At 68.4% G+C, this 17,084-nt stretch carries 18 protein-coding genes; 9 read left to right on the top strand and 9 right to left on the bottom strand.

Annotation, left to right across the window (positions count from 1 at the left end; genetic code table 11):
• Positions 1-41 precede the first annotated feature (41 nt).
• From HGB39_RS23860 to HGB39_RS23845, 4 genes are all read left to right on the top strand, one after another.
• Positions 42-1,856, top strand: coding sequence for a penicillin-binding transpeptidase domain-containing protein (locus HGB39_RS23860; RefSeq protein WP_210752941.1), 1,815 nt, complete (start codon positions 42-44; stop codon positions 1,854-1,856).
• A gap of 158 nt (positions 1,857-2,014) precedes the next feature.
• On the top strand, positions 2,015-2,320 hold the full coding sequence (locus tag HGB39_RS23855; protein ID WP_005573723.1) for a hypothetical protein: 306 nt from the start codon (positions 2,015-2,017) through the stop codon (positions 2,318-2,320).
• Position 2,321: 1 nt separating this feature from the next.
• Entirely contained in the window at positions 2,322-2,804 is a 483-nt protein-coding gene (locus HGB39_RS23850) for a GyrI-like domain-containing protein (RefSeq protein ID WP_005573725.1), read from the top strand.
• Complete coding sequence (locus HGB39_RS23845; protein WP_005573726.1) at positions 2,801-3,229, top strand: GyrI-like domain-containing protein; 429 nt, start codon at positions 2,801-2,803, stop codon at positions 3,227-3,229. Before HGB39_RS23850 ends, HGB39_RS23845 begins: the two co-directional genes overlap by 4 nt.
• 16 nt (positions 3,230-3,245) lie before the next feature.
• On the opposite strand, the gene HGB39_RS23840 is transcribed toward HGB39_RS23845, so the two are convergent.
• Both HGB39_RS23840 and HGB39_RS23835 read right to left on the bottom strand, forming a co-directional pair.
• A complete protein-coding gene (locus HGB39_RS23840) occupies positions 3,246-4,667 on the bottom strand; it encodes an APC family permease (RefSeq protein WP_054247398.1) in 1,422 nt (473 codons plus the stop codon).
• Between the two features lie 54 nt (positions 4,668-4,721).
• Positions 4,722-5,597 carry a helix-turn-helix transcriptional regulator gene (locus HGB39_RS23835; protein WP_005259316.1) on the bottom strand — a complete coding sequence of 292 codons (876 nt, stop codon included), beginning with the start codon at positions 5,595-5,597 and terminating at the stop codon, positions 4,722-4,724.
• Between the two features lie 109 nt (positions 5,598-5,706).
• On the opposite strand from HGB39_RS23835, the gene HGB39_RS23830 reads away from it, so the two are divergent.
• Positions 5,707-7,329 (top strand): AMP-binding protein, encoded by a 1,623-nt coding sequence (locus HGB39_RS23830; protein ID WP_005566031.1) that lies wholly within the window; start codon positions 5,707-5,709, stop codon positions 7,327-7,329.
• Between the two features lie 60 nt (positions 7,330-7,389).
• Here the strand turns inward: HGB39_RS23830 and HGB39_RS23825 are convergent, their stop codons facing one another.
• From HGB39_RS23825 to HGB39_RS23810, 4 genes are read right to left on the bottom strand one after another with little or no spacing between them, the layout of a single operon-like run.
• Positions 7,390-8,175 carry an ABC transporter permease gene (locus HGB39_RS23825; RefSeq protein WP_037204600.1) on the bottom strand — a complete coding sequence of 262 codons (786 nt, stop codon included), beginning with the start codon at positions 8,173-8,175 and terminating at the stop codon, positions 7,390-7,392.
• Positions 8,150-9,052: a 2-aminoethylphosphonate ABC transporter permease subunit gene (locus HGB39_RS23820; RefSeq protein ID WP_054247400.1), complete on the bottom strand. Its 903-nt coding sequence runs from the start codon at positions 9,050-9,052 to the stop codon at positions 8,150-8,152. Before HGB39_RS23820 ends, HGB39_RS23825 begins: the two co-directional genes overlap by 26 nt.
• Positions 9,049-10,218 (bottom strand): ABC transporter ATP-binding protein, encoded by a 1,170-nt coding sequence (locus HGB39_RS23815; protein ID WP_005571381.1) that lies wholly within the window; start codon positions 10,216-10,218, stop codon positions 9,049-9,051. Before HGB39_RS23815 ends, HGB39_RS23820 begins: the two co-directional genes overlap by 4 nt.
• A gap of 2 nt (positions 10,219-10,220) precedes the next feature.
• Positions 10,221-11,258 carry a 2-aminoethylphosphonate ABC transporter substrate-binding protein gene (locus tag HGB39_RS23810; RefSeq protein WP_005571383.1) on the bottom strand — a complete coding sequence of 346 codons (1,038 nt, stop codon included), beginning with the start codon at positions 11,256-11,258 and terminating at the stop codon, positions 10,221-10,223.
• Positions 11,259-11,385: 127 nt separating this feature from the next.
• Between HGB39_RS23810 and HGB39_RS23805 the strand changes: the two genes are divergently transcribed.
• The 4 genes from HGB39_RS23805 (at position 11,386) to HGB39_RS23790 (ending at position 15,101) form a co-directional block, all read left to right on the top strand.
• Positions 11,386-11,943, top strand: a complete 558-nt coding sequence (locus tag HGB39_RS23805; RefSeq protein ID WP_005571386.1) for an HD domain-containing protein — start codon at positions 11,386-11,388, stop codon at positions 11,941-11,943.
• A complete protein-coding gene (locus HGB39_RS23800) occupies positions 11,940-12,647 on the top strand; it encodes a GntR family transcriptional regulator (RefSeq protein ID WP_005571388.1) in 708 nt (235 codons plus the stop codon). The genes HGB39_RS23805 and HGB39_RS23800 overlap by 4 nt, the downstream gene beginning before the upstream one ends.
• Before the next feature lie 61 nt (positions 12,648-12,708).
• Positions 12,709-13,566, top strand: coding sequence for a type I methionyl aminopeptidase (map, locus tag HGB39_RS23795; protein WP_005259297.1), 858 nt, complete (start codon positions 12,709-12,711; stop codon positions 13,564-13,566).
• Positions 13,563-15,101, top strand: a complete 1,539-nt coding sequence (locus HGB39_RS23790; protein WP_064080780.1) for a cobyric acid synthase — start codon at positions 13,563-13,565, stop codon at positions 15,099-15,101. The genes map and HGB39_RS23790 overlap by 4 nt, the downstream gene beginning before the upstream one ends.
• On the opposite strand, the gene HGB39_RS23785 is transcribed toward HGB39_RS23790, so the two are convergent.
• The 3 genes from HGB39_RS23785 to HGB39_RS23775 are packed head-to-tail and all read right to left on the bottom strand — an operon-like array spanning position 15,098 to position 17,057.
• Positions 15,098-15,796, bottom strand: coding sequence for a hypothetical protein (locus tag HGB39_RS23785; RefSeq protein WP_005565594.1), 699 nt, complete (start codon positions 15,794-15,796; stop codon positions 15,098-15,100). The genes HGB39_RS23790 and HGB39_RS23785 overlap by 4 nt on opposite strands.
• Positions 15,793-16,698 carry an ABC transporter ATP-binding protein gene (locus HGB39_RS23780; RefSeq protein WP_005565593.1) on the bottom strand — a complete coding sequence of 302 codons (906 nt, stop codon included), beginning with the start codon at positions 16,696-16,698 and terminating at the stop codon, positions 15,793-15,795. Before HGB39_RS23780 ends, HGB39_RS23785 begins: the two co-directional genes overlap by 4 nt.
• Positions 16,695-17,057 (bottom strand): GntR family transcriptional regulator, encoded by a 363-nt coding sequence (locus tag HGB39_RS23775; protein ID WP_005259287.1) that lies wholly within the window; start codon positions 17,055-17,057, stop codon positions 16,695-16,697. Before HGB39_RS23775 ends, HGB39_RS23780 begins: the two co-directional genes overlap by 4 nt.
• Positions 17,058-17,084: the final 27 nt, after the last annotated feature.

Genomic DNA, 17,084 nt, shown 5'->3' with positions numbered 1-17,084 from the left:
TTACCGGGTCGGCGGTGTCCGCCGACATAGCATGGGCGGCGATGAACCTGCGGCCATATTCTCGCTTACGCGTCGTCCAGTCGATCGCCCTGTGCGGCGCCGCTGTGCTGACGGTGGGTCTCACGGCGTGCACGCCGAGACCGGACGGTCCGGAACCGGCCGCGCAGGCGTTTCTGACGGCCTTCGCCGAGCAGGATTCGGAGGAGGCCGCCGATCTGTCGGATCGTCCCGACGTCGCCCGCCAGGCCCTCGAGTCCGCGTGGACGTCGCTGCAGGCCGAGTCTCTCGACGCCCGGACGACGGACGTTCACGTCAGCGGTGACACGGCCACCGTCGGGTACACGTACGAGTGGCATCTGCCGAAGGACCGGGTGTGGACGTATTCGGGTGAACTTCAGATGGGGCGGCGCGGCGGCGACTGGGCCGTGCGCTGGAGTTCCACCAACGTCCACCCCCGGCTGGGGGACCGGCAGACTATGTCGCTGCGTTCCACGGCCGCCCCGCGGGCGCGGGTCAACGAGCATTCGGGGTCGGACGTCCTCGTCCCCGGCGTGGTGTACCGCGTGAAGTTCGATGCGGCGCAGTCGGGCAACGTGATCGGCAGCGCCCAGTCCCTCGCGTCGGCGCTCGCCACGTTCGACAACACGCTCACCGCGCAGTCGATCGTCGAATCGGCGACGGCGGTCAAGGGCGACTACCTCGTCACGAGGCTGCGGTCGGACGACTACGAACAGGTCGCCGGCGTGCTCGGCGCCATTCCCGGTGTGAGTGTGTCCGACGAGGCGGATCTCGTGGCCACCGACCGGAACTTCGCACCCGATCTGGTCGGTCAGGTGAAGAAGACCGTGATCGACGAGGTCGACGGCAAGGCCGGCTGGAGTGTGGTGACGGTGAACCAGAACGGTGTGGACACGGATGTGCTCACCGAGACGGCGCCGCAGACTTCCCCGTCGTTCTCGATCAGCCTCGACCGTCCTATCCAGATCGCCGCGCAGAACGCCGTCAATGCTCGCACCGACCAGACGATGATGGTCGTCATCCAGCCGTCGACCGGCGACGTCCTGGCCGTCGCGCAGAACAAGGCCGCGGACAGGGACGGTCCGGTCGCGCTCACCGGCCTGTATCCGCCCGGTTCGACGTTCAAGATCATCACCGCGGGCGCCGCGATCTCGTCGGGGATCGCGACACCCGACACGATGGTGCCGTGTCCGGGACGCATCGAGATCGGTGAGCGCAGCGTCCCGAACTACAACGAATTCGCGCTCGGCACCGTGCCGATGGCCACGGCGTTCGCCCGCTCCTGCAATACGTCGTTCGCGAAACTTGCCAGCGAGATGCGTCCCGACGCACTGACGGTCGCTGCGTCGCAGTACGGTATCGGCCCCGACTACGAAGTGGTGGGCCTGCCGACCGACTCGGGTTCGGTGCCGCCGGCCGAGGATCTGGTGCAGCGAACCGAGGACGGATTCGGTCAGGGCAAGGTGGTGGTGAGCCCGTTCGGGATGGCGTTGGCCGCCGCGACCATCGCGCACGGTTCGACGCCCGTGCCGCGGTTGATCGCCGGACGGGAGACCACGATCGACGGCGAGCATCCGCAGATCAGCCCGGAGATGGTCGACGGCCTGCGCGGGATGATGCGTCTCGTGGTGACGAGCGGTACCGCGGAGCGGATCGAAGACCAGGGCGAGGTGTACGGCAAGACGGGTGAGGCCGAGGTCGAGGGCGGTTCGCACGCCTGGTTCGTCGGGTACCGCGGCGATCTCGCGTTCGCGACGCTGGTGGTGCGCGGCGGCAGTTCCGACAACGCCGTCGCCGTCACCCGCGACATGTTCGCCGCGCTGCCCGAGGGGTACTGACGCGGGCCGCTGTCCACCGATCGGGGGACGCGGAATTCATCCTGTTCAGGGGCTGATCGGTGGACAGACGCTGCCGCCGGGGCGGTCCATAGTTGGTTGCAGACGGAAGAACCCGCACAGTCGGGATCGAAAAGCCAACGTGGACAGGAAGTCGGACCATGACCATCAGTGCAGAAGTGAATCGCGTGGAGACGGCGAACGGTACCCGGAGGGTGTTGTTCGTCGGGCGCCCGGGCGCCGGCACCGAGCTGACGCGGTGGGTTGCGTTGCGGCAGTGGGCTTCCGACCGCGGAATCGAATCGATCAGCGATTGTGAGGGTGACGTCGTCTGCGCGATCGCGACCGAGGACGTCCTGGACGGACTCTGTTCGCCGTCCGATGCGATGGCGATGCAGCTGGCGCGGGCTCGAGGGGTGCCCTGCGTCGGCGTTCGCGACGCACATGTTCTCGAGGATGCGGTCTGACATGGGCTTCGAGATCATCGAGCGCGGCGAGACCCTGGTGGCCGGTCTGCCCGTGCGAAGCCCCCAGCGCGCGTTGGGGAAGCTGAGCGACCCGCGCCTGGACCGCGCATGGACGAGAGTGCTCCACCACGAGGTCGGGGGGCCGCTCGCCTCCACCTACATCGACTTCGCTCCCGACGTCGAGTCGTATTACACCCAGATCGTCGGGTACGAGTGTGCGACGGTGGACGACGCCACGCGGGGTCACGTCATTTCGCGGATCCCGCCCGGCACGTACGCCAAGTTCTCCTCGCGGGGAATGTTTCCCGACGTGATGCTGCGGCTGTGGGCGCAGGTCAGCGAGGCGGAGACGAACGGCGACATCGAGCGGACGTACACCGGGGACCTCGAAGCGTATCCGCACGCCTACGCCGTGGACCTGTACATTCCGATCCGCGTGGACGAGTCCGGGGCGCCGTCGAGTGCGATGGGTGAGAAGCGATGATCGAGATCGTCAAGCGGCAGGCCGAATCGTTTGTGGGCCTGACCATTCCCGAAGGCAAACCCGGGCGTCCCGGGCCGGGCCGCGAACTCGTCGACTACACGGTGGAGCGGATCAGGGATCGGGGGATCTCCGAGATCTTCGTCGTCTACGCGGCCTCCCCGCCGCCTCGCACGTTCACGGTGGTCGTCGGATATCCGTGCGATTCGCCCGACAAGATGGAGCCCGGCGACGTCCTGGTCGGCGTACGTGCCGGCTATTTCGCCCGATTCTGTTGCGAGGACGAATCGGAACCGGATGCGCTCGCCGAGGCGTGGAGCGTCGCCGACTACGCGGCGGCGCGCGGCCGGATCGAACGTGCTTTCACCGAGGACCTCGAGGTGCATCATCCGGACGGGTCGGTCGATCTGTTCCTCTCACTGCACTGAGCGGCGACCGGGCGGGTCACTCGTGCTCGGCGAGTTTCTCGGGGTCGATCCGGGGCCCGCCCTTGCCGAGCCTCTTGTTCACGAGGACGGTCCCGGCCCACAGCACGACACCGATTCCGAGGAGAACGCCCGCGATCTGGTACTGCACCGCGGGACGGTCGGCGAAAGGAGTGACGAGGAAGCCACACGTGAGGGCGCCGATGATCGGAAAGATGGTCGGCACCCGGAAATGCTTGTGCTCCACCGGCTGTTTGCGCAAGACGAGCACGGTGATGTTGACGATGGTGAACACGCCCAGCAGCAGCAGCGCGGTGGTGCCGCCGAGTTCGGGGACCTCACCGACGAACGTGATGAGGCCGAACGCGAGGATCGTGGTGAAGACGATGGCAACGTACGGTGTGCGCCGCGTGGCGTGAACCTTGCCGAGCGGGGGAGGCAGGACGCCCTCGCGGCTCATGCCGTACAGCAACCGGCTCGCCATCAGCATGTTGATCAGTGCCGTGTTGGCGACGGCGAACATGGTGATGAACGCGAAGATTCCGATCGGGAACCCGGGCGCTCCGGCCTGAACGACCTTCAGCAGCGGAGTGTCACCCTCGCCGAGCTCGCTCACGGGTACGAGGGCGATCGCGGTGATCGACACGAACACGTAGATGCAGCCGGTGATGATCAGGCCGGTCAGTAGGACCTTGGGGAAGATGCGGCTCGGTTCCTTGCATTCCTCGGCCATGTTGACCGAGTCCTCGAACCCGACCATCGCGAAGAACGCCAGGGCGGTTCCCGCGACGACCGCGCCGAGTGCGGATCGGTCGCCGGTGTCGAACGTTGCCACCCGGGAGAAGTCGCCGTCGCCGACGCCGAGGGCCCACAGCCCGATCATGATGATGATCAGGAGACCGGACAGCTCGACGCAGGTGAGTACGACGTTGGTCTTGACGCTCTCGCTGACCCCGCGGAAGTTGACGAGACCCACCAGCGTCATGAAGCCGAGACCGAGCAGGGTGATGCCGATCCCGGTGGAGAAGTCGAGGTCGAATGCCTCCACGAAATTGGCGGCGAACGCCCGCGACGCCGTCGATGCGGACGTGATTCCCGAGCACATCACCGCGAACGCCACCATGTACGTGAGGAAGTGCACCCCGAACGCCTTGTGCGTGTACAGCGCGGCGCCCGCGGCCTTCGGGAACTTGGTGACCAGCTCCAGATAGCTGAATGCGGTGATGATCGCGACGACGAACGCCACCAGGAACGGCAGCCACACCGCGCCCCCGACCTGATTGGCCACCTTTCCGGTGAGCGCGTAGATACCGGTGCCGAGGATGTCTCCGACGATGAACAGCAGGAGCAGCCCTGGGCCCATCACCCGCTTGAGGCTCGGCTGTTCGGGCGAATTCGAATCTGGTGCATTCGAACTCGTGGCGTCCGCTGTCGATCCCATGATCCACCGCCTTTCGCTACCGCCTGCGTCCCTCGTTCGAGAAGACTGTGTTCGCTAGGGGAGCAGCCCGAGCCTGCGCGCGGTGACCACCGCCTCGTGCCGCGACCGTGCGTCGAGCTTGCTCATGGCACTGCGCAGGTAACTCTTGACCGTCTCGGGTCCCACCGAGAGGCGCTGTGCTGCTTCGCTGTTGGTGCATCCCAGGGCCACGTGGGACAGGACGTCGATCTCACGTGGGGTGAGGTGGACGCCGGGGTCCTCGTCGCCGCCGTCGGCGTCCGGACGCAGAATGCCCGCCAGTCGCTGCGACAGCCCGCGGAGACGGGCCTGCAACGAGGTGTCGGCGACGGTCTGTGCCACACTCCGCAGCTCCGCGTGGATGTCGCGGAGCTCCTCGGTGGTGGCGCCGCCGGCACCGCCCACGTCGAGCGTCTTCATCATCTCGAGGCGGCGATCCACCTCGTCCCGGATGGCGATCTCGGTGCCGAGGCGCCGGGATGCCGCGACGACGATGTCGGCGGTGCGGTCGCCGATCGGTGCGCAGTCGCGGATGGCGGCGTAGAGCACGGCGCGCGAGCTGCCCCGCACCATGACCGGCACCGCGAGGATGGACCGGAGTCCCTCACTGAGGACGGGCCGGTCGTAGTGGTGGGTAATGGTCGAGGAGCGGCCGTAGTCGTTGACCGCCACCGGTGTGCGCTGGGCGACCACGCGGCCACCGAGACCGGAACGCGAGGGGATCGCGAGGCCCTTGAGGTTGTTGGTGCGAGTGCCGACGAACTCGCTGAGGTGCAGTGTGCCGTCCTGGACCTCGCCGCCGAACAGGACCGGCGCGACGCCGTGAGCTGCGATGGAGCGCAGCTCACCCCGAAGTGCGTCCCCGTCCCGAGGACGCAGCAGCGACGGTGCACGAGCAACCAAGTCGGTCACCCCTTTCCGGGGGTAGTCACAGCGGTCTGTGAGCTAGATCATAACCGTAGTGAGTTCGGGCGACGGCCCGACCATCTGTCACGGGCCATGAGAGCACAAGGAGTACCGCATGACCACCGATCCCACCGCACGCGTGCGTGAGCTGCTGGACCAGTACGACACGCCGACGGCGTCCGCCGCGGAGCTGCTGTGTGATCGACACCCCGCCGACGACGTGGCATTCACCGTCGTCGAATCGGATCTGTCGTCGACGGACCTCACCTACGGCTACCTGCGCGAGCAGTCGACGCGATTCGCCGCCGCACTCGCGGACCTCGGCGTCGAGCCGGGTGACCACGTCGCGACGCTGATGGGAAAGTCGGCCGAACTGGTCGTCGCGCTGCTCGGCATCTGGCGGCGGGGTGCCGTCCACGTTCCCCTGTTCACCGCGTTCGCGCCGCCCGCGATCGCGTTCCGGCTGGGTGCGAGCGGGGCGAAGGTCGTGGTCTCCGACGCCAACCAGCTGGACAAGCTGACTCCCGGGGAGGACATCCCCGCGGACGCGTCCTGGCAGGTCGTCGTCGTGGGCGGGGCCGGCGCCGACGCGCTCGACTTCGCGACGCTCGTGGAGTCGCACGACGCCGCGGATGCGAAGGGGGCGGCCGTCACGGTCGGCGGTGACGGACCCCTCGTCCAGTTGTTCACCAGCGGCACGACCGGCACACCGAAGGGGGTGCCCGTCCGGCTGCGGGCCCTCGCGTCCTTCCACGCCTACCTGGAGTTCGGCCTCGACGTCCGCAAGGACGACGTGTTCTGGAACGCCGCCGACCCCGGCTGGGCCTACGGCCTCTACTACGCCCTGCTCGGACCCCTCGCCGCGGGCACCCGCAGCATCCTGCTGCACGCCGGATTCTCCGCGCCCCTCACCTGGCAGGTGATGGAACGCTTCGGCGTCACCAACTTCGCCGCCGCGCCAACGGTCTACCGCAGCCTGCGGGCCGACCCCACGCCGATCCCCGAGACGGTGGCACTGCGACGCGCGTCGTCGGCGGGTGAACCGCTCACTCCCGATGTGATCTCGTGGGCCGAGGCCAACCTGAACGTGTTCGTGCGCGACCACTACGGCCAGACCGAGCACGGCATGTTCATCGCCAACTCCTGGGCCGACGGACTGCGGGAAGAGGTGCGCGACGGGTCCATGGGCAAACCGCTGCCGGGGTGGGCGTGCGCCGTGCTCGAGGACGACTCCGACGCGATCGCCCCGCCGCGGACCCCCGGTCGGGTGGCGATCGACACCCTGGGCAGCCCGCTGATGTGGTTCACCGGCTACGTCGACGCCCCGGAGAAGACCGCGCAGCGGTTCACCGCCGACGGTCGCTGGTACCTCACGGGCGATGCCGGGCAGACCGACGAGGACGGCTTCTACTTCTTCTCCGCCCGCGACGACGACGTGATCATCATGGCCGGCTACCGGATCGGGCCCTTCGACGTCGAGAGTGTGCTCGTGATGCACGACGAGGTCGTCGAGGCTGCGGTCGTCGGGATGCCCGACGAGTTGCGGGGTGAGGTGCTCGAGGCGTTCGTGGTCCTGCGCGACGGCGTCGACGGGACCGACGAACTGGAGGTCGAGCTGCAGACGCTGGTGAAGAAGAAGTTCGCGGCGCACGCCTACCCGCGCACCGTGCACTTCGTCCCCAACCTGCCGAAGACCCCCAGCGGCAAGGTGCAGCGCTACCTGCTCCGCCAGAAGTAGGCCCTCCGGGCCCGTGCGCCTTTCCGGTAGCTCCAGCTACCAGAAAGGCGCACGGGTGCGTCAGCGCCTGCGGAGGCGGCCGACGACCAGCAGGGCGAGGAGGGTGACCGCCAGCAGCAGGGTGGTGTCGGCGGCGGCGAGGAACACCTGACCGCGGTCGGTGAGCCCGAAGATGCTCACCGGCAACGTCTTCCATGTTGCCGGGTACACCATCACGGTGGCGCCCAGTTCGCCCATCGACAGCGCGATCGACAGGCCCGCGGCGGCGCCGAGCGCTGGAAGCAGGAGTGGCAGTGTGATCCGCAGCAGGACGCGGGTGGGACCGGCGCCGAGGGATTCGGCCGCCTGCCGGTAGGCCGGGTCGAGCCGGTCCAGTGCCGCCGACACGGCACTGAACGTGAAGGCCAGCACGAGGATCGTGTGTGCCAGGATCACGATCCACTTGGTTCCGCCGAGCAGGAGCGGTCGCGAGTTGAACGTGATCAGCAGGCCCAGACCGATCGCCACGGACGGGATCGCGATCGGCAGGTGAAAGACGGCGTCGGTGGTGCGGCGCAACCACGTCGGCGCCTCCCGCGCAGCGAGTGCCGCCCACGTCCCGACCGCCAGCGCCAGCGCGCCCGCGACGAACGCCGTCTGCAGGCTGACGGTGAGGCTGGCGAGATTCTCGTCGGACAGCGCCGCCGCGAAGTTCCGGCCGCCGAGGTTCGAGGGCAGTGGGCCCGTCCAGGATCCGGCCAGCGCGGCAGCGATCACGGTGACGATCGGTGCCGCGAACACGACGGTCACCACCAGGGCGAACAGGCTCAGGGTCAGCGCCCTAGATCTTGTCGTCCACAGCAGCACGGCTGCCTCCCGTCAGCTTGGCGAACACGAATCGGTACGTGCAGTACAGGGTCAGCGACAGCGCCACCTGGATGGTGGCGATCACGGCGGCGCCCGGCAGGTCGAACGTGACGATGCCGCGCGTGTAGATCAGGACGGGCAGCGTCACCACGTCCTTGGCGCCCGTGAACAGGACGATGCCGAACTCGTTGAGGGTGAGCAGCAGCACCAGCGATCCACCCGCCAGCAGTGCGGGCCATGCCTCGGGCATCACCACGGTCCGGAGTACCCGCAGCGGCGACGCCCCGAGACTGGCGGCGACGTCGAGTTGTTCGCGGGGGATCTGGGTGAACGCGGCGAGCAGGGGGCGGACGACGAACGGCGTGAAGAACGTGATCTCCGCGGCGATCACCCCGAGTGGGGTGCCGAGGAAGTTCAGCGGTCCGTCGGTGTCGCCGGTGATCCGCGCGATCAGCGCGTTCACTGCCCCGGCCGTGCCGTAGAGGAACGTGAACGCCAGCGTGATCAGGAACGAGGGCAGCGACAGCACCGCGTCGATCAGCCGTCCCACGACCTTCGATCCCGTGAACGGGACGAACGCCAGCACGAGCGCCAGGAACGTGCCGAGGATCAGGCAGCCGACGGTGGAGAGGGCGGCGATCTGCACCGTCCGCCACAGCGCGGTGCGGAACAGTTCCGACCCGAGGACGCCGGACCAGTTGTCCAGACCCGAACCGGTTTCGGAGTCGAGGGATTCGGTGAGTACCCGGGCCATCGGGTGGGCGGCGAATCCGAGCACGAGTAGCAGGGGTGGGAGCGTCCACGCGATGCCCCGCCACCGGACCGGCTCGGGGCGGGGTGGGGCCGCGGCGGGCGGACGCTCGAGTGTCGCGGTCATGTCGCCGGCACCAGGACGCTGCCGTCGGACGGGAACTGCACGCCGACGACGGTGCCCGGAGGGCGCTGGTCGTGCCCGGGCACGTCCGCGTCCACCTGCACTCCCTCGAAGTCGTCGACGGCGAGCGTGATCCGCGTGGTCGATCCCCGCCACACCGTCGAGACGATCCGTGCCGAGAACGAACCCCGCGCGCCGGGCGCCGTCAGCGTCACCGCATGCGGGCGGACACACAGGAACGCGGGCAGGTCCGACTCCCATTCCACGTGCCCGATGTCGGGTTGAGGGGCGGTGGCAGTGACGGGCACCCCTCCGATCGACACGAGCGCCGACGTCCCGATCACCCGGGTGACGGTGCACGGCAGCAGGTTGGCACCGCCGAGGAATTCCGCGGTGAAACTGCTCGGTGGCCGCTTCCAGAGGTTCTCGGCGGTGTCGATGTCGGCGAGCCGGGAGTTCCGCATGACGGCGATCCGGTCGGCCAGCGCCAGCGCCTCGCTCTGATCGTGCGTGACGTAGAGCATCGCGGTGTCGGGCAGGGCCGCACGCAGTCGCGAGAGCTCACCGAGCATGCTCTCGCGTAGTTGTGCGTCCAGCGCGGCGAGTGGTTCGTCGAGCAGCAGGACTGCGGGCCGGATCGCGAGGGCCCGCGCGATCGCGATCCGCTGCTGCTGTCCGCCCGACAATTCGCGGGGCAGGCGTTTGCCGTAGGCGGCCATGCCGACCATGTCGAGGGCCTCGGCCACCCGCGCGCCGATCTCCGCGCGTGGCACCCGTTGGCAGCGGAGGCCGAACGCGACGTTGTCGGCCACCCGCATGTGCGGGAACAGCGCATAGGACTGCACGACGACGCCGATTCCCCGTTTCGCGGGCGGTAGGTTGGTGACGTCGCGGGATCCGAGCCGCACGGAACCCGAAGTGGGGCGAACGAATCCCGCGAGCGCCGCGAGCGCGGTCGACTTCCCGGAACCGCTCGGGCCGAGCAGGGCCACCGTCTCACCGCGGCCGACGCGCAGGTTGAAGTCGATCAGGGCGTGGGTGACGCCCTTGCCGCGGCCGTAGCCCACGGTGACGCGGTCGAACGTGATGGCCGGCGCGGAGAAGTCGGTGGCTCCGCGGACCGCGGTGGTGTGCGACGGGTGTGCCCGCCTGGCTGGAAGTCCCGACACGATCAGCTCCCGGTGGCCTTCTGGTACGCGGCGACGTCCGAATCGAGTTCGGTGAGTACGTCGTTCCAGTTCGGCGACCACACCTGGACCCCCTGCAGTGCCCGTGCCGGGGCGCTCTCGCCCGCCGCGGCGCGCACGTCCTCGCGGACCGGCATGCCGAGCGCCTCGTCGGCGACCGTCTTCTGCGACTCCTCGGAGAGCAGGAACTCCATCAGCTGCCTGCCTTGCTCGCTGCGGGGCGCCCCCTTCGCCAGACCCATCACGTACGGCAGGGCGACGGTGGTGCGGGTGCCGTCGGCGGCAGCGGGGAAGAAGAGCGCGAATTTCGAGCCGTCGTCGGCGATCGACGTGAGGTTCATCTGCACGTCACCGTTGGCCACGAGCAGTTCGCCGTTGCTGACCTTCGGCTGCAGCTTGCCGGTCGAGGACGACGGTCCCACGTTGTTGGCCTGCAGCTTCGCGAGATAGTCGAGCGCGCCCTCCTTGCCCCTCAGATGCTGGAGGAGCAGTAGCACCGCGGTGCCGTCACCGGCCTGGCCGGGGCTGGAGTATTGGATCTTGCCCTCGAACTGGTCGGACAGCAGGTCGTCCCAGGTCCGGGGAGCAGGTGAGGCCGCCGGGTTGGCGATGAAGGACAGGTAGTTCTCGACGACGGGAACGTAGTGACCGGCGGCGTCCTTCTCCGCCGCGGGAACCGCGGAGGTGTCGACACCGCTCGGAACGAGGAGTCCCTGGGAGTCGGCCTTCTGGATGAACGGCGGCAGCGTGACGACGACGTCGGCCTGTGGGTTCGACTGTTCCTTCTCGAGACGGGAGACGACTTCGCCGGATCCGGCCTCGACGAGGTTCACCGCGATTCCGGTCTGTGCGGTGAAGGCGTCGAAACGCGACTGGTACCAACCGGATAACCCGTCGGCGCTGTACACGGTGACCGTGTCGGTGCCCGAATCGGCGGCGGTGCCGGTTCCGCCGCAGGCGGTTCCGAGGGTGAGGAGGGCCGCGGCCAGCGCGGCCGCGACGATCCGGGGACGAAGACGCATGGGGTGTTCCTAACGATGAGGGGACTGTGAAAAGGAGCTTGCCGTTTGGTCTAGACCATTGGGCCACCGCGTGGAGAACGGCAGGTGAACAATTGGTATAGACCATTTTTCGGGTACGCTCGGCCGCATGAACGACGACGGCAGCGCGTCCGGAGAGTCCGTGCTGATCGATACTGTCGGGGCGCTGTGGTCGCTGCGCGGCGTCTACGACGGCGAGGCGATCGACGAACTCGACCACGCCCTCCAGTCCGCGGGGCGGGCAATGGACGACGGCGCCGACGACGAGTTGATCCTCGCCGCCGCACTGCACGACATCGCCCGCAGTCCCGCGCTCGGGTTTCCCGACGACTGCGCGCACGATCGCGAGGCACGTGACTGGCTCACGCCGCGATTCGGGGAACGTGTCGGGTGGCTCGCCGGGGCGCACGTCGCGGCCAAGCGCTATCTGGTGTCCACCGAATCTGGTTACGCGGCAACGCTGTCCGACCAATCGGTGGCCACGCTGGAAAAGCAGGGCGGTGCCGCCGTCGACGCCGAGTTCACCAAGCATTCCTACTGGCCCGACGCCGTCCGGCTCCGGCGTTACGACGACGCCGCGAAAATTCCCGGGGCGCAGGCCCCGAGCGTCCACGACGTGATCGCCGTCGCGCGCAGGGTGCGGCTCGCGGTGTTGCCCACGCCATGACGGAAACGCCGAACGTCCCCAAGTACTACCGGGTCCGCACCGAACTCGAGTCGATCCTCGCCGAACTCGAGGTGGGGGACGCGATCCCTGCGGAGCGGGAACTGGCCGTCCGGTTCACGGTGTCCCGCGAGACGGTGCGGCAGGCCATCCACGAACTGCTGGTCGAGGGTCGCGTCGAGCGTCGCGGCCGCGGCACCGTCGTCGCCAGCCCGAAGCTCGTGCAACCGCTGTCGTTGCGGTCCTACACCGAGGGTGCGGTCAGCCAGGGCCGGGTGCCCGGACGCGAACTGGTGACGTTCGAGGAACTCGGCGCCGACGCGGATCTCGCCGAGGGGCTCGGTCTCGCGTTCGGAGCGCCGGTGATCCACCTCGAACGCGTCCTGCTCGCGGACGACGAGAAGATCGGGCTCGAAAGCACCCATCTGCCCGCCGACCGGTTCGGGGCGATGGCGCGCCGATTCGATCCGGGTACCTCGCTGTACGCGGCGATCCGCGAGACCGGCGTGGTGTTCGCGTCGGCGACCGAGCGGATCGAGACCGTGCTGGCCTCCCCGCGGGAGGCCGCGCTGCTCGACTCGACCACCGCGATGCCGATGCTGCGGCTCCATCGCGTCTCGCTCGACACCGACGGCGTGCCGATCGAACGGGTGCGTTCCCTCTACCGCGGCGACCGGATCGCCTTCCTCACCACACTGCGGGAGTGACGTCGACGCGCCCGACGGGTCCGGAGGCGCCCGGGCCGTGCACGGGGCTAACCTGGTACCCATGTCTGTCCGCACAGCACTGAGCCCCGGAACCGTGTCTCCCGTCCTCGCCGTACCGGCGGGGATCGAGCGTCCCGAGTACGCGTGGAAGCCCACGGCGAAGGAAGGCAACGAGCCGTGGGTTCAGACCCCGGAGACCATCGAGGCCATGCGGGTGGCGAGCAAGATCGCCGCCCAGGCCCTGCAGGAGGCCGGTAAGGCGGTGGCGCCGGGTGTCACCACCGACGAGCTCGACCGCATCGCGCACGAGTACATGATCGATCACGGCGCCTATCCGTCGACGCTCGGCTACAAGAGTTTCCCCAAGTCGTGCTGCACGTCGCTGAACGAGGTGATCTGCCACGGCATCCCCGACTCGACGGTGATCCAGGACGGCGACATCGTCAACATCGACGTCACCGCCTACATCGGCGGCGTGCACGGAGACACCAACGCCACGTTCCTCGCCGGGGACGTTGCCGAGGAGAACCGGTTGCTGGTGGAGCGGACCCACGAGGCGACGATGCGCGCCATCAAGGCCGTCAAGCCGGGCCGCGCGCTCAACGTCATCGGCCGCGTCATCGAGTCGTACGCGCACCGCTTCGGCTACGGCGTGGTCCGCGACTTCACCGGGCACGGCATCGGCACCACCTTCCACAACGGACTCGTCATCCTCCACTACGACGAGCCCTCCGTGGACACGGTCATCGAACCCGGCATGGTGTTCACGATCGAACCGATGATCAACCTCGGCGACATCGGCTGGGAGATCTGGGACGACGACTGGACCGTCGTCACCAAGGATCGCAAGTGGACGGCTCAGTTCGAGCACACCATCGTGGTCACCGAGACCGGCAACGAGATCCTCACCCTGCCTTGAGCGAGGGCCGGTGGAAGGGCGCCCTGCTCGTCGCCGGCACCACGTCCGACGCGGGCAAGAGTGTGCTCGTCGCGGGACTGTGCCGGATGCTCGCGCGGCGAGGTGTCCGAGTGGCGCCGTTCAAGGCGCAGAACATGTCGAACAACTCCGTCGTCACGCTGGACGGCGGCGAGATCGGCCGGGCGCAGGCCCTGCAGGCCGCGGCCTGCGGACTGGAGCCGAGCGTCCGCTTCAACCCCGTGCTGCTGAAACCGGGTAGCGACCGCACGTCGCAACTGGTGGTGCGCGGCCGCGCGGTGACGTCCGTCGGAGCCCGCGACTACATCGAGCACCGGCAGCACCTGCGCGCGGTGGTGGCCGAGGAACTGGCGTCGCTGCGCGCCGAGTACGACGTGGTGATCTGCGAGGGAGCGGGCTCACCCGCCGAGATCAACCTGCGAGCGACGGACCTCGCGAACATGGGGCTAGCCCGGGCCGCCGACCTGCCGGTGGTCGTCGTCGGCGACATCGACCGCGGTGGAGTGCTCGCCCACCTGTTCGGCACCGTGGCCGTACTCGCACCGGAAGACCAGGCGTTGATCGCGGGATTCGTGATCAACAAGTTCCGCGGCGACGTGTCGTTGCTGGGGCCGGGCCTCGAGCAGTTGACGGCCATGACGGGACGTCCGACGCTCGGGGTGATTCCCTTCGCCGAGGACCTGTGGCTCGACGCGGAGGATTCGCTCGGTGTGGTGGGGGACGCCCCGGTCGGACGTCCGGCACCACCGATCGGCGACGACTGGCTGCGGGTGGCCGCGATCCGCCTGCCCCGCATCTCCAATTCGACGGACGTCGAGGCGCTCGCGTGCGAACCCGGGGTGTCGGTGCGCTGGGTCACCGACCCGTCGCGGCTCGAGGACGCCGACCTGATCGTCCTGCCCGGAAGCAAGTCGACCGTGTCGGATCTGGAGTGGTTGCGCCGCAACGGCATCGCGGATGCGATCGCCGTGCACGCGAAACGCGGCGGTCCGGTGCTCGGCGTGTGTGGCGGTTACCAGATGCTCGGTTCCGTGATCGTCGACGACGTCGAATCCGGCCGGGGCGCGGTGCCGGGCCTCGGACTGCTCGACCTCGAGGTCGAGTTCGCCCCGGACAAGGTGCTCGCGCAGGTGCGCGGGGACGCCCACGGAGTTCCGGTGTCCGGGTATGAGATTCATCACGGCCGCGTGCGGCGCAACGGCGACCAGCCGCTGCTCCACGCGGGCAGCGGCGCCGCGGAAGGCAGTATCCGCGGCGCCGTCTACGGCACGCACTGGCACGGACTGCTCGAGACCGACCGCTTCCGCCGGCTTCTGCTGGACGACGTGGCCGAACACGCGGGGAGAACCGGTTTCGTCACCGCGCCGGACACGGATGTCGCCGCGATCCGGGCGGCTCAACTCGATCTGCTGGCGGACCTGGTGGAGCAGAATCTCGATCTCCGCGCCCTCGCGGACCTCCTCGGCGCGGGCGCCCCGGAAGGTCTCCCGGCCATCGCGTCGACCCTGGTGCGCTAGGCCGTCGCGCGGCGGACGAGCGCCCACGCCGCGACTATCCCTGCCGCCGCGGCCAGTGCCGGAAGCCACACCAGCGGCACCGACCGGGGCACGTCCGCAAACCAGTGGCCGATGTCCGGCCACCACTGCTGCCACGTGATCACGAACGCGGCGGCGCCCGCGGCGAGGAGAGTGCCGACGCCGAGCGTGAAGAGCCCCACCACCCGCCACCGGTGATGCAGTGCGCCCAGGAACATCCCCGCCGCCGCGGTCAGCGACAGGAAGGCGAAGTCGGCGCCCAGCTGAATCGCCGGGTCGGACGTGAAATAGTTGGGTATCGCGAACATCCGCATCCCCACACCCCAGCCGCCGGTGGCCTCCTCGATCAGCGACAGTCCGTAGAGCATCACCCCGAACACGAGAACCTGGACGGCGGCGACGATCAGGGTGGCCGCGAAATAGTCGCGCCGGGTGACGCTCATCCCCAGTGCGAACGGGAACGTCTGTGTCATGGCCTGCAGGTAGAACGCGAGGGCGATCCCGAACAGGGAGAAGACGCCGCCGGTGAAGTTGGTATCGCTGCCGGTGTCGCCGACCATCGCGAAGATGGCCGCCGCGATCGTGAACGACGCGACCAGCACGCCCAGTGGCCACGCGACGAGCAGGGGCCAGGCGACGGTGTGGATGCGGGAGACGGTCAGGACCCGGGTTGTCATCGTGCCTCCTCCTTGGTGGCCGTGGTGCTGCGGACCACGAGTTGTTGAAGGCTGAGCGGCTCGAAATGCAGGCCGTCGTCCACCGCCCGGTCCCGTTCGGAGTCCGACAGGCTGGCCTGCACGGTCGCCCGTTCGTGATTCCCCAGCGATTCACGGTGCAGGACAGTCTTGTTCGAGGTGAAGTCGGCGACGAGCGAGGCCAGGCCGGAGACGACGACGGCGCCTTCCCGAAGCGCGTCGGTGTCCTCGTCGAGGACGATCCGTCCCTTGTCGATCAGGATCACGTGTTCGATCAGGTCGCTGACCTCGTCGATGAGGTGTGTGGAGAGCACGACCGTGCGCGGGTGTTCGGCGTAGTCGGCGAGAAGCCGGTCGTAGAAGAGGTGCCGTGCCACCGCGTCGAGGCCGAGATACGGCTCGTCGAACAGGGTGAGCGGTGCGCGGGAGGCCAGACCGACCGTCACACCGAGCGCGGACGTCATGCCCCGCGACAACTTCTTCACCTTGCGGCACAACGGAAGATCGAAATCCTCCAGCAGTGTCTGTGCGAGTTCCTCGTTCCAGTGGGGGAGTAGGTGCCGTGCGGTCGCGAGGACGTGCCCGACCCTGAAGTCGTCCGGGTACTTCTGGCTCTCCTTGACGAAGCAGACGTCGGTGAGTACCCGGGAATTCTCGTGCGGGGCCTGACCGAAGATCTCGACCACACCCGAAGTCTGGAACTCCTGCCCGGTGAGGATCTGCATGAGCGTGGTCTTGCCGGCCCCGTTTCGGCCGAGGAGGCCGTAGATCTTGTTCTCCTGCAGGGAGAAGTCGATCCCGTCGAGTGCGACGAAGTCGCCGAATCTCTTGCCGAGGCCCCGCGCCGAGGCGACCGTCTTCGTGTCGAACGCTGTGCCGATCATCGTGCTCCCTCCCGTTGGTCGAGCATGGTCTTGAGTTCGGCGATGCTGACGCCGAGTTTGTCCGCCTCGGTGACGAGCGGATCGATGAACTGGCGCGCGAACCGCTCGCGTCGCCGGAAGCGCAGCGCGTTCCGGGCGCCGGAGGTGACGAACATTCCGATTCCCCTCTTCTTGTAGAGGATCCCGTCGGCGACGAGCTGATTCAGTCCCTTGGCTGCGGTCGCCGGGTTGATCCGGTGAAAGGCGGCGAGCTCGTTGGTCGACGGCACCTGGCCTTCCTCGGGAAGGGTTCCGTCGATGATCGAGTTCTCGATGAGCTCTGCGATCTGCTGGAACAGCGGTCTGCCGTTGTCGATCATCGACGCCCGACCCGCCGGTTGATCGGT

Origin of the sequence: Rhodococcus opacus, from assembly GCF_012396235.1 — a bacterium.
Taxonomy (GTDB): domain Bacteria; phylum Actinomycetota; class Actinomycetes; order Mycobacteriales; family Mycobacteriaceae; genus Rhodococcus_F; species Rhodococcus_F opacus.
This window is presented reverse-complemented; position numbering and strand designations above follow the sequence as displayed.